The 13070-nt window shown below is 69.2% G+C and carries 13 protein-coding genes; 5 read left to right on the forward strand and 8 right to left on the reverse strand.

The window, feature by feature from the left end; translation table 11 throughout:
- Positions 1-133 precede the first annotated feature (133 nt).
- Both VB734_RS06620 and VB734_RS06625 read right to left on the reverse strand, forming a co-directional pair.
- Complete coding sequence (locus tag VB734_RS06620; RefSeq protein ID WP_197164161.1) at positions 134-3142, reverse strand: AAA family ATPase; 3009 nt, start codon at positions 3140-3142, stop codon at positions 134-136.
- Positions 3139-4329 carry an exonuclease SbcCD subunit D gene (locus VB734_RS06625; protein WP_197164163.1) on the reverse strand — a complete coding sequence of 397 codons (1191 nt, stop codon included), beginning with the start codon at positions 4327-4329 and terminating at the stop codon, positions 3139-3141. The genes VB734_RS06620 and VB734_RS06625 overlap by 4 nt, the downstream gene beginning before the upstream one ends.
- Positions 4330-4435: 106 nt before the next feature.
- Between VB734_RS06625 and VB734_RS06630 the strand changes: the two genes are divergently transcribed.
- Complete coding sequence (locus tag VB734_RS06630) at positions 4436-5212, forward strand: TIGR01458 family HAD-type hydrolase (protein ID WP_197164165.1); 777 nt, start codon at positions 4436-4438, stop codon at positions 5210-5212.
- A gap of 12 nt (positions 5213-5224) precedes the next feature.
- Here the strand turns inward: VB734_RS06630 and VB734_RS06635 are convergent, their stop codons facing one another.
- Together VB734_RS06635 and VB734_RS06640 are read right to left on the reverse strand one after the other, a co-directional pair.
- Positions 5225-5497: a hypothetical protein gene (locus VB734_RS06635; protein ID WP_197164167.1), complete on the reverse strand. Its 273-nt coding sequence runs from the start codon at positions 5495-5497 to the stop codon at positions 5225-5227.
- Positions 5498-5638: 141 nt separating this feature from the next.
- Positions 5639-6040, reverse strand: a complete 402-nt coding sequence (locus VB734_RS06640) for a Rid family detoxifying hydrolase (RefSeq protein WP_370594560.1) — start codon at positions 6038-6040, stop codon at positions 5639-5641.
- A 71-nt stretch (positions 6041-6111) separates the two neighbouring features.
- On the opposite strand from VB734_RS06640, the gene VB734_RS06645 reads away from it, so the two are divergent.
- Positions 6112-7254, forward strand: a complete 1143-nt coding sequence (locus VB734_RS06645) for an ABC transporter ATP-binding protein (protein ID WP_197167584.1) — start codon at positions 6112-6114, stop codon at positions 7252-7254.
- A 24-nt stretch (positions 7255-7278) separates the two neighbouring features.
- Here VB734_RS06645 and gloB read toward each other — a convergent pair whose 3' ends face one another.
- Positions 7279-8040: a hydroxyacylglutathione hydrolase gene (gloB, locus tag VB734_RS06650; protein ID WP_197164179.1), complete on the reverse strand. Its 762-nt coding sequence runs from the start codon at positions 8038-8040 to the stop codon at positions 7279-7281.
- Between the two features lie 29 nt (positions 8041-8069).
- On the opposite strand from gloB, the gene hisG reads away from it, so the two are divergent.
- Both hisG and VB734_RS06660 read left to right on the forward strand, forming a co-directional pair.
- Entirely contained in the window at positions 8070-8729 is a 660-nt protein-coding gene (gene hisG, locus VB734_RS06655; RefSeq protein WP_197164186.1) for an ATP phosphoribosyltransferase, read from the forward strand.
- Complete coding sequence (locus VB734_RS06660; RefSeq protein WP_322781436.1) at positions 8729-10528, forward strand: ABC transporter ATP-binding protein; 1800 nt, start codon at positions 8729-8731, stop codon at positions 10526-10528. Before hisG ends, VB734_RS06660 begins: the two co-directional genes overlap by 1 nt.
- A 3-nt stretch (positions 10529-10531) precedes the next feature.
- Here the strand turns inward: VB734_RS06660 and VB734_RS06665 are convergent, their stop codons facing one another.
- Positions 10532-11278 carry an alpha/beta fold hydrolase gene (locus VB734_RS06665; protein ID WP_231594729.1) on the reverse strand — a complete coding sequence of 249 codons (747 nt, stop codon included), beginning with the start codon at positions 11276-11278 and terminating at the stop codon, positions 10532-10534.
- A gap of 87 nt (positions 11279-11365) precedes the next feature.
- Between VB734_RS06665 and VB734_RS06670 the strand changes: the two genes are divergently transcribed.
- Complete coding sequence (locus tag VB734_RS06670; RefSeq protein WP_197164190.1) at positions 11366-11854, forward strand: GNAT family N-acetyltransferase; 489 nt, start codon at positions 11366-11368, stop codon at positions 11852-11854.
- A 24-nt stretch (positions 11855-11878) separates the two neighbouring features.
- Here VB734_RS06670 and VB734_RS06675 read toward each other — a convergent pair whose 3' ends face one another.
- Entirely contained in the window at positions 11879-12592 is a 714-nt protein-coding gene (locus VB734_RS06675) for a TIGR04283 family arsenosugar biosynthesis glycosyltransferase (RefSeq protein WP_197164199.1), read from the reverse strand.
- On the reverse strand, positions 12589-13070 hold a 482-nt coding region (locus VB734_RS06680), incomplete at its 5' end, for a TIGR04282 family arsenosugar biosynthesis glycosyltransferase (RefSeq protein WP_323243182.1). The genes VB734_RS06680 and VB734_RS06675, both read right to left, overlap by 4 nt.

Here is a 13070-nt window from a genome sequence, read left to right on the forward strand (position 1 = left end):
GTTCTCCGAACAGGGTCACAGACCGGCCCACCCATTGCCACAGCTGAAATCTGAGGGAGGTGAGCCGTCAGCCCCGGCTACGCCGGGGCTGATCCTCCTGAGTTACACCACTTGCTGGGACGCCGCTGCTGGGTCAGGCCAGGGTGTTCGTTCCTACCTGCACCCGCGAGCCCTGATCACTGGAGAGCACCTCGATGCCGTAGCGGATGCGCTCCCTGAGGGCTCCCACGTGGCTGATGATGCCGACCATGCGGCCGCCAGCCCGCAACCGGTCGAGTTCGTCCATCGCCAGCTGGAGGTTGTCGGGATCGAGGGTACCGAAGCCCTCGTCGATGAACAGCGCCTCGAGGTGAACACCGCCAGAATGGGCCTCGACCGTGTCGGCCACGCCAAGGGCCAGAGCCAGGGAGGCCTGGAACGTTTCACCGCCCGAAAGGCTGTTCACCTCCCTCTCTTCGCCGGTGTAGGCATCGAGCACCCGCAGGCCCAATCCCGCCTGACGGCCGCCTCGCCCGCCCTCATCGGTGAGCCGCAGCTGGTAGCGGCCTGAAGTCATCAGCTCCAGCCGCTGGTTGGCGTAGCGGCAGATGTCGGCCAGATAGGCCGAGAGCACCCAGCGCTGGAGGGAGATGAAGGGTGCCGCCTTGCCCGAGCAGCGATCGGCCACGGCACTGAACAGCTGCGCCTGCTCCCGCAGGGCCGCCAGGTTGCCGGCTCCGTTCCTGTGCTCGGACGTGAGTCGCACGATCTCCACCTGTGCTCCTCGGGCTTCGCTGTTGCGCTCCACGGCTGATGTGCGGGCGGCATCGGCGGCGTGAACCGCCACCAGGGCAGCCGTGGTGTCGGGGCGTTCCTGGGGCAGGTCGGCCAGGTCCGCTGATGCCAGAAGTCCTTTCAGCTCGATCACCTCCGTCTCGAAGGCCTTGATCCGATCCGCCCAGTGCTGACGGACGCTCTCCGGCTTGAGGGCGGCCATCACGGACTGACCATCGGCGAACTCCGACCCGGCCAGGTCCCTCGCCAGGCGGCCTGAGGCCTGTTCCAGCCTGGTCACGGCACTGGCGCTGGCCTGGCAGCGATCCGCCAGGGCATCGAGCGCCTCCTCCAGGGGCTCGAAGGTCGTCAGCGCCTGTTGCGGCTCAACGCCCTCGCCCAGCTCCCTGGCGATGGCGGTGGTGAGTGTGTTCGCCCTCCGGGTCTCGTCCGCGGCGGCCCTGGTCTGCATCGCCAGCTCCGTACTGGCCGACTGAATACTTGCCTGGAGTGCCTCGAGATCCCGCTCGTGACGGGCGATCTCCTGCTCCAGGCTGGCCACCGTCTCTGCCAGGGCCTGCCCTGTGGCAAGAGCTTCGCAGGCCTGCCGGGCAGCTGTTTCCGCCGCCATCGGATCCCTGGCGGCAGCACCGGCTTTCTCGAGCACCGCCTTGCGCTCCCCCTGCGCCTTCTCCAGAGCCACCGCAGCCTGTTCGGCCGCCGTGGTGGCTGCGGTCAGCTCGCCCTCCGCTGCCGTGATCGCCTCATCGCTGACAGCGTCGTGTGAGGGCTGGGCAGGTGCCGGGTGGTGCGGCGAACCGCAGACCGGACAGGGAACTTCGGCCTCAAGGCTCCCGGCAAGGCGAGCTGCCATTCCGGCGATCTGACGATGCCGGAGATCGTGCAGGGCCGCCTGCGCCTGTTTGAGCCGTCCATCGGCCCTCGCCTTGGCCGTTGTGGAATCGGCTTCCTGCTTCAGGGCAGGGGCGACGGCTGCCACGGCCCGGGCGCGATCGCGGGAGTCCTGCGCTGCCCGCTGCAGCCCGTCGAGCTGGTCACGGGCCGAGCAGGCTTTGCTGAAGGCCTTGATGGCTGCCTGCCGGGATTGCTGAAGGCTCTCCCTGGCTGAGCTGTTCTGACTCAGCCGCACGTCCGCAGCACGAGCCAGTGCAGCGGCGGAGGCCGCCCTGATCCTCGCCTGGTTCGCCTCCACGGCCTGGCTGGCCAGGGCCGTGACTTCCGCTCGTCGGGCGGCCAGATCGGCGCGTGCCCTGCCCAGGTCCTCAAGGCTGGGGAGAGCCAGCAGATCGAGGAGGACCAGCGACACCGGCAGAGCCAGGGCGGCGTCCCTGGCCCGGATCGCGCTCAGGAGCTCGGCCCTGATCCCGGCCTCAAGAGTGGCCAGAGCGGCACGGGCCGCCTGCTCGGCGTCCACGCTGGGGCGCAGGGCTTCGGCCCGCTCCGCCCTGCTCAGCCGTTGGCGGAAGTCGGCCACCGCCTCCTGTTTCGCCTCCAGTTCCGTGAGCCGCGTGAGCGCTGCCCTGCGCCGATCCCAGCGGTCGGCCAGTTTCTCGACCGCTGCCTTGGCCGTCTGAGCGGATTCAAGGGCTGCGACGGCCTGCTTCAGGTTGCTCTGGGTACCTGCCACCACCGCAGCGATCTGCTCCACCAGCCGGTCGAGGCCCTCCTGATCGTTGGGCGCCTCCATGGGTTCCGGGGCATAGGGGCTCCATTCATGGGCGGCCTGGTGGCGCAGCACCTCCAGGTCCCGGTTCTGCTCCGCCACATGGATGCGGGCGACCTTGGCGCGCTCCTCCAGCCAGCTGGCCGCCCGCTCGTAGATGACGGTGTCGAAAAGGGTTTTCAGCAGTGCCTCCCGCTCGTCGGCCCTGGCCCTCAGCACCTCCGCGAACTTGCCCTGGGGCAGCAGGATCACCTGACGGAACTGGGCGGCATCGAGGCCCACAAGGCCCTGCACCTCGCGGGTGACCTCCGTCGTGCGGCTCGCGATCGGCACCCACTCAGCTCCGATCAGCCGGAACAGGACCGCCTGAGGTGCCTTCTCGGTGGTTCCCTCCCCCCGGGACTTGGGGGCGCAATGGGCGGGTGATCGCTCCACGCGGTAGCGGGCTCCGCCACTGGAGAAGTCCAGACTCACCCGCGGCACGGCCGAGGGCTCGGCGTGATCGGATTTCAGCGCCTTCACGCTGCGGTCTCCCGACACCTCGCCATAGAGCGCGAAGCAGAGGGCATCCAGCAGGTAGGTCTTGCCGGCCCCGGTGCTGCCGTGGATCAGGAACAGGCCCTCCTGGCTGAGCGCATCGAAGCTGATCTCGACCGGCTCGGCATAGGGCCCGAAGGCCTCGATCCTGAGCAGGTGGGGTTTCACCCCTCGCCTCCCCTGGCGGCTGCCTCGAGCGCCTGCCGCAGGAGGTCGGCCTCGGCCTCGGTGGTGCTGCGTCCCTGCTGATCGGCGAAGAAGGCCGACGTGAGATCGAACGGCGAGACGGACCGGTGCACCTGCCGGTTGCGTTCGCTGGCCGAGGAGCGCAGCAGCTCAGGAGGACGATGGCGCAGTTCGGCCACGTGGGGGAAGCGCTGGCGCAGACGGGCCATGGCCTGGAGAGGCAGCACCTCGTCGGTGAGGATCACCCGCACCTTCGCCTCAACAGCCGCCTCGAACTGGGCATCACGACAGAGCTGCTCGAGGCTTCCCTCGATCGTGGCCAGCGATCGCCCCACCTCCAGGGGCTCGATCTCCACCGTCAGCTGGCCCGCGGCGTTGAGCTCCACGATCCGTACCGACTTGGTGTGGTGCTGCTCGGAAAATGAATAGGGCAGGGGGGTGCCGGAGTAGGCCATCCGAGGGCCATCAAGCTGCTGAGAGCCGTGCAGGTGGCCAAGGGCCACGTAGTCGAAACCGGCGAAGGCCTCCACACTCACCCGATCGACGTTGCCGACCGTGAGCTCTCGCTCCGATTCGGAGCTCTCCCCACCGGCCACGAAGGTGTGGGCCACCAGCACCGAGCGGTGATGCGGCCGCTGCTGAAGATCCCGCCGGATCCGCTCCAGTGCCAGTCGGGTCACCTCATCGTGGCGCAGGCGGGTCGGTGGCACCACCTCCGTTTCCTGCTCCAGGGCCCTGGCCAGGCCAGGGCCATCCACGGCCGGCTCCAGGTAGGGGAGGGGGTAGATCGCCACCGGCGAACCCCCCAGCCTCGAACTCACCAGCACAGGCTCGTGGGCCCGGCGAACGTCACCCCGGATCGTCACTCCGAAGGAGGCCAGCAGCGGGTCGTACACCGACACCCGCACATGGGAATCGTGGTTGCCGGCGATCGCCACCACCGCGGCACCGCAGTGGCGCAGCTGGGCCAGGGTGTCGTTGAACAGTTGCACCGCCTCCGCCGGTGGGATCGCCCGGTCGTAGAGGTCACCGGCGATCAGGACCGCATCGACCGCCCCATCCCTGGCCAGCTCGACGATCCGCGAGAGCGCCGCCGCCTGCTCCTGGAGCAGCGAGGCCCCGTGGAAACTGCGCCCCAGATGCCAGTCGGAGGTGTGAAGCAGGCGCATCGGCGGCAGCTCGCGCTCAGGGCCTTCCTGGCCTGACGCTACGTGGGCAGCGGCAGCTGGTGACAGGCGGCAGACTTGAAACCAACAACGGTCACCCCGGTCAACCGTGATCAAGGCTCTGTTGCTCGATCTCAATGGTGTCCTCTTCCAGGACGGCAGCGCCTGTCCGGGAGCGCAGCAAGCCGTTGACTGGCTGCGCCAGCAGGGCTACCGGCTGCGCTTCCTCACCAATACCGCCTGCCGCTCACGGGATGCGCTCCAGCGGAATCTGGAGCGGATGGGTCTGGAGTCCGCCGGCGGCGAGTTGTTCGCGGCGCCGATGGCGGCCCGTGCCTATCTGGAACGGCACGGTCTGCGTGCCCACTGCCTGGTGCACCCGGCCATCGCTCCCCTGTTCCGGGATCTGCAGGCTGACGATGACCTGGAACCAGCCACCACGGGCGTCGTGCTCGGGGATGCCCGCGATGGCCTGAGTTATGGGGCACTCAATGCCGCCTTCCACCTGGTGCGCCAGGGCTGTCCCCTGCTGGCCATCGGCATGAACCGCTGCTTTCGTGAGGGTGGCGAGTGGTACCTCGATGCCGGGGCCTTCGTTCAGGCGATCGCCTGGGCCGCGCAGGTGGAGCCGATTGTGATGGGCAAGCCGTCGCCGGCCTTTTTTCTGGAGCTGCTGCAGCCTCTGGGTCTGGAGCCAGGCGAGTGCCTGATGGTGGGCGATGACGTGGAAGCCGATGTGGCCGGGGCCATGGCCGTGGGCATCGCCGGCTGTCTGGTGCAGACCGGCAAATACGAGGACAGGGATCTGGACCGCCTTCCGGAAGGCGCAGCACTGATCAGGTCGATCGCCGAGCTGCCAGGCCTGCTCGGTTCATGGGACCGCTGAAGCAGATCGGGATCAGGGCCTCATGCCGCAGTGATTGCCCGGGTAGCGCAGGGTGCGCCAGTCGCCACCGGGGGTGCTCACTTCCACGCCGATGCCGATCGGGTCTTCACGGCCGCTGCTGTGCTGCTGCCACCACTCCTGGGCCGCATCCCAGGCGGCATCCATCGAATCGAAGTGGTCGTCGAGAACGGGGTGAGGGCAGCAACGTTGATCGACCAGCCGGTACAGCCGCGCCCCGTTGGTCTGTTGGCCAGCAGAGACGGTACGGAAGGAAGAGAACGCCATGGCCCGCACATCGACAACCTCACCATGTTGGCGGCTGTGACAGCTGTTGACTGTCACCTTCATCACAAGTCACGGATCTCAAAGGATGCGTGCTCACATGCCAGGGGCAAGGGGGACGGCTGGGCCGCTGACCACCACCCCTCAGCCCGTCACGGCGATGCAGTCGATCTCGACGAGGGCCCCCTTCGGCAGCGCCGCCACCTGGACGCAGGCCCGGGCCGGCGGGACCCCCGCCGAGAAGACCTCGGCGTAGAGGGCGTTGACCCGGGCGAAATCGGCCAGGTCGGTGAGGAAGACCGTGGTACGCACCACGTGCCGGGCGGTGCAGCCCGCCGCCGCCAGCACCGCCTGCAGATTCGTGAGCACCTGCCTGGTTTCGGCCTCCACATCCCCGGCGCCCACCAGAGCGCCAGTGGCTGGATCCAGGGCGATCTGACCGGAGCAGAAGAGCAGACCCCCTGCCTTGACCGCCTGGTTGTAGGGACCCACCGGCGCCGGTGCGGCGGCCGTGGTGATTGCCTCGGCGGGAGTTCCCATGCCCATGGCAGGTGAAAATGAAGTTCCGAGTGTACGGATCAGGCTCCATCGCCCCACCTACCCCAGCCCCGCTGCCGTTGATCATCTCGCCACAGCTGGATGAGCGGCCTGATCCGGTCCGGCTTGAGAACGTCTGGCATCGCTATCCTGGTCCCCGCGGGGCCGGTGACCGCGACGATTCACGGAACTGGACCCTGCAGGGGGTGAATCTGGAGCTTCATCAGGGGGAACTGGTGGGGCTGCTGGGCCCCTCGGGCTGCGGCAAGACCACCCTGCTGCGCCTCATCGCCGGTTTCGAGCGTCCGGCCCGTGGCCGGGTGCTGATCCATGGCCAGGAAGTGGCCGGTCCCAATGGCTGGCTGGCGCCGGAGCGTCGTGGCGTGGGCATGGTCTTCCAGGATTACGCCCTCTTCCCCCATCTCGATGCCTGGAGCAATGTCTGCTTCGGGCTCAAGCCACGTCAGGATCGTGGCCGGGCCACCTGGCTGCTGGACCTGCTGGGGCTCAGAGGTCTGGAACGCCGCTACCCCCATGAACTCTCGGGCGGCCAGCGTCAGCGCCTGGCCCTGGCGCGGGCCCTCGCCCCCGGGCCGACGCTGCTCCTGCTGGATGAACCCTTCTCCAACCTGGATGTGGAGGTGCGGCTGAGGCTGCGGGCCGAGCTGCCTGGGGTGCTCAGCCGTTGCCAGGCCAGCGGCCTGATCGTCACCCACGATCCTGAGGAGGCCCTGGCCATCTGCGACCGGGTGGCGGTGCTGCAGGGGGGGCACCTGCACCAGTGCAGCAGTCCACGCGAGATGGTGCGGGCCCCCGCCACGGCCTTCGTGGGCCGCTTTGTGCTGCAGGGAAACCTGCTCGAGGCCCACTGGAGCGGCGGCCAGCTGCTCACGCCTCTCGGTGCCCTGCGCCCTGAGCCGGGTGGATCGGTGGCTCCCGGCGGAGATGGCGAGGGTCCCTGGCAGGTGCTGCTGAGTCCGTCGGCCTTTGATCTGAGCGTCGACCCGGGCGGGCCCGCTGAGGTGGTGGCGCGGGAGTTTCTCGGCCGCGAGTGGCTCTACCAGGTGCGGCTCGATGCCCAGGGCTCCTCCGCTCCGGTTGATCTCCGCTTTCGCCTGCCTCTGGAGCGCGACTATCCACTGGGCCTTCGCTGTCGTCCCTGGCTGCGGCCGGGCGAGACCGCCAGGCTCTTCCCCACGGGTCAGAGCCTCAGGCCGTCGTAGGCCCACTGCCCTGGAGCGGCCCGATCAACCCTGCCAGTGATCCTTGCTGCGGCGACGGCTCGCGAACTCGTTGGCATCGCTGGCTCTGAGCATCAGATTCGTGGACCACTCCCGAGCAATGGTGCTGGGGATGGTGGGCTGATGCAGGCGCCTCAGTTCTTCCACCTCCGCCAGGCGCTCCTGGATCGCCCGGCGCTCCTCCCCCGCCTCAGGACAGGACGCCGCCGCCCAGCGCAGGTTCGAGAGGGTGTACTCATGGGCGCACCACACGCGGGTGTCTCCCGGCAGGGCTCCCAGCCGCTGCAGGGACTGATGCATCTCCTCGGGGCTGCCTTCGAACAGGCGTCCACAACCGGCGGCGAACAGGGTGTCACCGCAGAACAGCTCTCCCCGGCCGCCCTCCGTCGGCGGCAGATAGAAGGCCAGGTGCCAGCGGGTGTGCCCAGGCACGGCCAGCACCTGCACACGGCGCCCCAGAAGCTCCAGCCGGTCGCCATCCTCCAGGGCCAGGGTCTGGAAGGGGATCCGTGCCCTGTCGGCGCCTGCAGCCATCACCGCTGCATCAGGCCATCGGCGCAGCAGCCCCGGGGTCCCATCGATGTGGTCCCAGTGGTGATGGGTCTGCAGAACCGCCACCAGCTCCAGACCGCACCGCTCCAGCCAGGTGATCACCGGCCCTGCCACGCCCGGATCCACCACCACCGCTTGCGCCCCGTCGTGGAGCACGACCACGTAGTTGTCGCGCAGCACGGGGATCAGCTCTACCTCACTCTTGCTCGCGCCCATCGGTAAAGTCCAGGTTGCGGTGCAAGTCCATGATCACCGTCGCTCTGGCCAAAGGGGCCCTGCTGAAGGATTCGGTGCGCTGCTTCGCTGCCGCCGGTCTTGATTTCAGCGCCCTGCTCGATGCCGACAATCGCCAGCTGATGGTGCCCAGCCCGTGCGGCAGGGCCCGGGCTCTGCTGGTGCGCAACGGCGACGTACCCGTTTATGTGGCCTACGGCCAGGCCCAGCTGGGGGTTGTCGGTGATGACGTGCTGCGCGAGCACCAGTTGCCGGTGGCGCCGCTGCTGGATCTGGGCTTCGGCGGCTGCCGCATGGCCGTGGCCGTGAAGGAGAACAGTGGCTACAGCCGGGCAGCAGAGCTTCCTGCCCATTGCCGGGTGGCCAGCAAGTTCGTGCGCTGCGCCGAAACCTTCTTCGCCGGGCTCGATCTGCCCGTGGAGCTGATCCATCTCACGGGCTCGGTGGAGCTGGGACCGATCACCGGCATGTCGGAGGCCATCGTGGACCTGGTGGCCACGGGCCGCACGCTCCGCGACAACGGCCTTGTGGCCCTGGATGAGTTGTTCCACAGCACCGCCCGCCTGATCGGCAACCCCCTGGCCCTGCGCTTCGATCTCGGCGAACTGCAGGCCATCATCGACCGGGTCGCCACCGCCACTGCGCCGGCCACCGCCTTCCCCCTGCGCTGATGGCCGCTCTCGACCGCCAGCGGCTCAGTCGGCTGCTGCCCTACCTCCGCCATGACCGCCGCCGCCTCATCCTGGTGGTGCTGCTGCTGATCCCGGTGGCCCTGGCCGCCGCGATCCAGCCGCTGTTGATCGGCCAGGCGATCGCCGTGCTGCGCGGTGAACCCACCGCGGCCTGGCTGACGGGGAAGAGCGTGTCGGAGGCGATGCGCACGCTGGTGCTGATCCTCTTCGGCGCGGTGCTGTTTCGCCTGGCCCTTCAGGGGGGACAGTCCTACAGCGTTCAAGCAGTGGGCCAGCGGCTCACGGCCCGCATCCGCGACGACCTCTTCCGCCATGCCCTGGCTCTGTCGCTGCGCTTCCACGACCGCACTCCGGTGGGCAAGCTGCTGACCCGTCTGACCAGCGACGTGGATGCCCTGGCCGAAGTGTTCGGCAGCGGCGCCGTCGGTGTGCTGGCCGATCTGGTCACCCTGCTGGTGATCGGCGTGACGATGGTCAGCATCGAACCTCGTCTCGGAACCCTGCTGCTGGTGAGCCAGGTTCCTGCCACCCTGGCGATCCTCTGGCTGCAGGCCCGTTACCGCAGGGCCAACTATCGCGTGAGGGAGGAACTCAGCCAGCTCAACGCCGATCTGCAGGAGAACCTTCAGGGTCTGGAGGTGGTCCAGATGTTCCGCCGCGAGGCCACCAACAGTGCTCGCTTCGCCGTCACCACCAGCGCCTACCGCCGGGCCGTCACCGGCACGATCTTCTATGAAAGTGCCGTGTCGGCATTCATCGAATGGGTGGCCCTCACCGCCGTGGCCGTGGTGCTCGCCCTCGGCGGCTGGATGGTGATCGCCGGCAGCATCGGCCTCGGCACCCTCACCACCTTCATCCTCTTTTCCCAGCGCCTGTTCGATCCCCTGCGCCAGCTGGCGGAGCGCTTCACCCAGATCCAGGGCGGGCTCACGGCGGTTCAGCGCATCGGTGAGCTGATGGAGCAGCCAATCGAGATCTCCGACCTCGAGCTCGGACTGCGCAGCAGCGCCGCCCAGCGCTCCGGGCTGCTGCGTGCCAGCGCCGGCGAGGTGATCTTCGAGAACGTGAGCTTCGCCTACCGCCCTGATGACCCGATCCTCACCGACCTGAGCTTCCACATCGCCCCGGGCGAGCAGGTGGCCCTGGTCGGTCCCACCGGCTCCGGCAAGACCACGATCATCCGCCTGCTCTGCCGTCTGTACGAACCTCAGAGCGGCAGGATCCTGCTCGATGGCATCGACATCCGCGAGCTGCCCAGCGCCACTCTGCGCCAGCGCCTGGGCGTGGTCCTTCAGGACACATTCCTGTTCAGCGGCAACGTGGCGGACAACCTGCGCCTGGATGCTCCGATCCCCCAGGCCGATCTGGAGCGAATCTGCTCCGAGCTGGGCCTCGATCCGCTGCTGCGTCGCCTGCCCGACGGCCTGGCCACGGAGCTGCGTGAACGGGGGGGGAACCTCTCCTCCGGCGAGCGTCAGCTGCTGTCGGTGGCTCGGGTGGCGATGCGGGACCCCTCGGTGCTGGTGATGGATGAGGCCACCGCATTCATGGACCCTTCCACGGAGGCCACCCTTCAACGCGATCTGGAGCGGCTGCTCACCGGCCGCACCGCCATCGTCATTGCCCACCGCCTGGCCACCGTGGAAGCGGCCGATCGCATCCTGGTGCTGCGCCGGGGCCGGCTGATCGAGCAGGGCACCCACCGGGAGCTGCGGGCGGCCGGTGGTCTCTACGCAGAACTGGCAGACCTGCAGGAGCGGGGTCTGGCCCGTCTCTAGGGATCAGGGCAGCCTCTCCAGCCAGGCGTCGATCAGGGCGGCCAGCTGGCGGGGGCACTCCCTCATCGGCAGGTGACCGCAGTCGGGGATCAGAGCCAGCTCGTGGTCTGTTGCATAGCCGGCCAGATGTCGCACATAGCGGGGAGCCATCACCTGATCCTGGCTGCCCACGATCCAGAGGCTCGGCACCCGCAGGGCGGCGGTGAGTGAAGGCAGCTGGCTGACGGCGCCGCGGTTCGTGCTGCAGGCCAGCAGGCCCCGTGCCGCGCGCGCGTCCGCCACCAGGGGGCTGCGGATCGTCCCCGTGCCCGGAAGCCCCGCCAGCCAGCCCGGGCGAAAGCGCAGGAACAGGGAGCCCCCCCGCCGCACCCGGGCAAAGGCCCGGGGTTGATACACACCGCCGCCAGCGGAGATCTGGATCAACCCCCGCAGCCGTGGCCCCAGGGAGCCTGCGGCATGCAGAGCGATGCTTCCCCCCAGGGAATGGCCCATCAGCACCACGGGCGAGTCGGGCTCGATCCGGCGGCAGGCCTCGCTCACCCAGCGTCCGTAGCTGGCCAGGGTCGGCTGCAGGCCCGCCGGGCGCGGTTCCGCTCCGAAGCCAGGCAGATCAGGGCACCACAGACGCCAGCGGTGCTGCAGCTCAGCGCTCAGCGGGTCCCACAGCCGGCCGGAGAGCATCCAGCCGTGCAGGCAGACCAGCAGCACCCCTGGCTGGTCGGGTTCCAAGGCCTGGGGGCGTGCAGCCAATCCCTTCAGGGGGTCTGTCTCCAGCCTGGCCTGGAACGCCCACGATCGGGCAGGATCGTGCCAATGCGTTGCCTCCGGCCGTCTGGTTTGGACACAGACCCGCTCCTCACCAGCATCTATGGCACCGGCTGGCGCCGCTGCCCCAGTCCGAACCCCCAGCTGGACCTGGTGCTGAGCCTGGAGCGGGAGATCGATCTGGTGGAGCTTGAGCAGCTCTGTGATGCCGTCGGCTGGAGCCGTCGTCCGATCCGCAGGGTGCGCAAGGCCCTGCAGCACAGCCTGCTGCGGGTGGGCCTCTGGCGTCATGATCCGCGGGTGCCGCGTCTGGTCGGCTTCGCCCGCTGCACCGGCGATGGGGTGATGGAGGCCACGGTCTGGGATGTGGCCGTGCATCCCCTCTATCAGGGGGCCGGTCTGGGCCGGCAACTGATGGACTATGTGCTTGAGCAGCTCAGGCTGATGGAGGTGGACAGGGTCAGTCTGTTCGCCGATCCCGAAGTGGTGGGGTTCTATCAGTCTCAGGGGTGGGAGCTGGAACCCCACGAGCGGCGCTGCGCCTTCTGGTACTCGCCCTGACCAATTCGGGCGCGGCCGGCTCGCTCAGACCTGGTAGTAGCGCGCGGCCAGCACCGCCGGATCGGTGCCTCGGTACCAGGCGCTCCTGAGCCGGGCATTGCGCCAGGCCGTGCCCCAGACGCCCAGGCGTCGCCAACGCCGTCCATCCACGCGCACCGGCAGCCCCAGGTCACGGATCGGACCGAGCCGGCGCAGGCGCAGCACCAGATCGAGGTCTTCCATCAGGGGAAGAGCGCGCAGCCCGCCGGCCCGCTCCAGCAGACGCCGCGGCAGCAGCAGCCCCTGGTCGCCGTAAGGCAGCTGACCTGGGCCACTGCGCAGCCTCACCCCCCACTCCACCAGGCGCAGGGCAGGGTCTGCACCGTCGATTCCCAGGCGGAAACACCAGGGGGCCTCAGGAGCGGCCATGGCCCGCTGCACCGCCGCCCACCATCCCGCCGCCAGGCGCAGGTCGGCATGGAGCAACAGCAGCCAGCGGGCACCGCTGGCTGCAATTCCCGCGGCCAGCTGGCAACCCCTTCCCCCCGGCACCTGAAGCACCCGCGCGCCCGCCAGCGCCGAGAGGCTGGGGCTGCCGTCGCTGCTGCCCCCATCGACCACCAGGCAGCTCTCGATCAGTCCAGCGGGAGCCGTGGCCAGATCCGCCAGCAGGGCCGGCAGGTGCTTCGCCTCGTCCAGCGCAGGGATCACCACCGCCAGGGGGGCGCCGGCGGCAGATGGCGCAGCCGTTCCTCTCACCCCAGCCAGGGCTCCAGGTCCAGGGCACGCCCCAGCCAGGGCTCCAGGTCCAGGGCACGGTCGAGATCGCTGCGCTGCGCCAGCAGGGCCGTCTCCAGGCCCTCCGCAGCGGCACGCTCCAGGGTGCGGTGGAGCACATCGGCGCTGCCCCAGGGGATGCCGCTCAGCAGGCTGGGCCGGTGTCCTTTCAGCCCGATCAGCCAGTAGCCCCCATCGCTGGCTGGACCGAGCACCAGCGCGCTGCCGGCCAGGGCCGAAAAGCCAGCCTCCAGATCCGCGCGTTCCAGCAGGGGCAGGTCGGTGCCGATCAGCAGCACCTGCCGGGCTCCTTCGCCGAAGGCCCGCGCCAGCTGCCTGGCCATCCGACTGCCCAGACCTCCTTCCCCCTGGAGGACCGCCCGGTGGGCACCGAGGCTGTGGCCCCAGCGCCGGGCCCCCCGGGGGCCAAGGCCGCTGACGGCCAGCACCAGCTCAGGGC

This window comes from Synechococcus sp. BA-124 BA4, assembly GCF_034931165.1.

Bases quoted from the DNA above. Each gene is read 5' to 3' on its own strand.
- VB734_RS06635 (WP_197164167.1), bottom strand. From the start codon at position 5,497: ATGGCGTTCTCTTCCTTCCGTACCGTCTCTGCTGGCCAACAGACCAAC.
- VB734_RS06625 (WP_197164163.1), bottom strand. From the start codon at position 4,329: ATGCGCCTGCTTCACACCTCCGACTGGCATCTGGGGCGCAGTTTCCAC.
- VB734_RS06640 (WP_370594560.1), bottom strand. From the start codon at position 6,040: ATGGGCATGGGAACTCCCGCCGAGGCAATCACCACGGCCGCCGCACCG.
- hisG (WP_197164186.1), top strand. From the start codon at position 8,070: ATGATCACCGTCGCTCTGGCCAAAGGGGCCCTGCTGAAGGATTCGGTG.
- gloB (WP_197164179.1), bottom strand. From the start codon at position 8,040: ATGGGCGCGAGCAAGAGTGAGGTAGAGCTGATCCCCGTGCTGCGCGAC.
- VB734_RS06660 (WP_322781436.1), top strand. From the start codon at position 8,729: ATGGCCGCTCTCGACCGCCAGCGGCTCAGTCGGCTGCTGCCCTACCTC.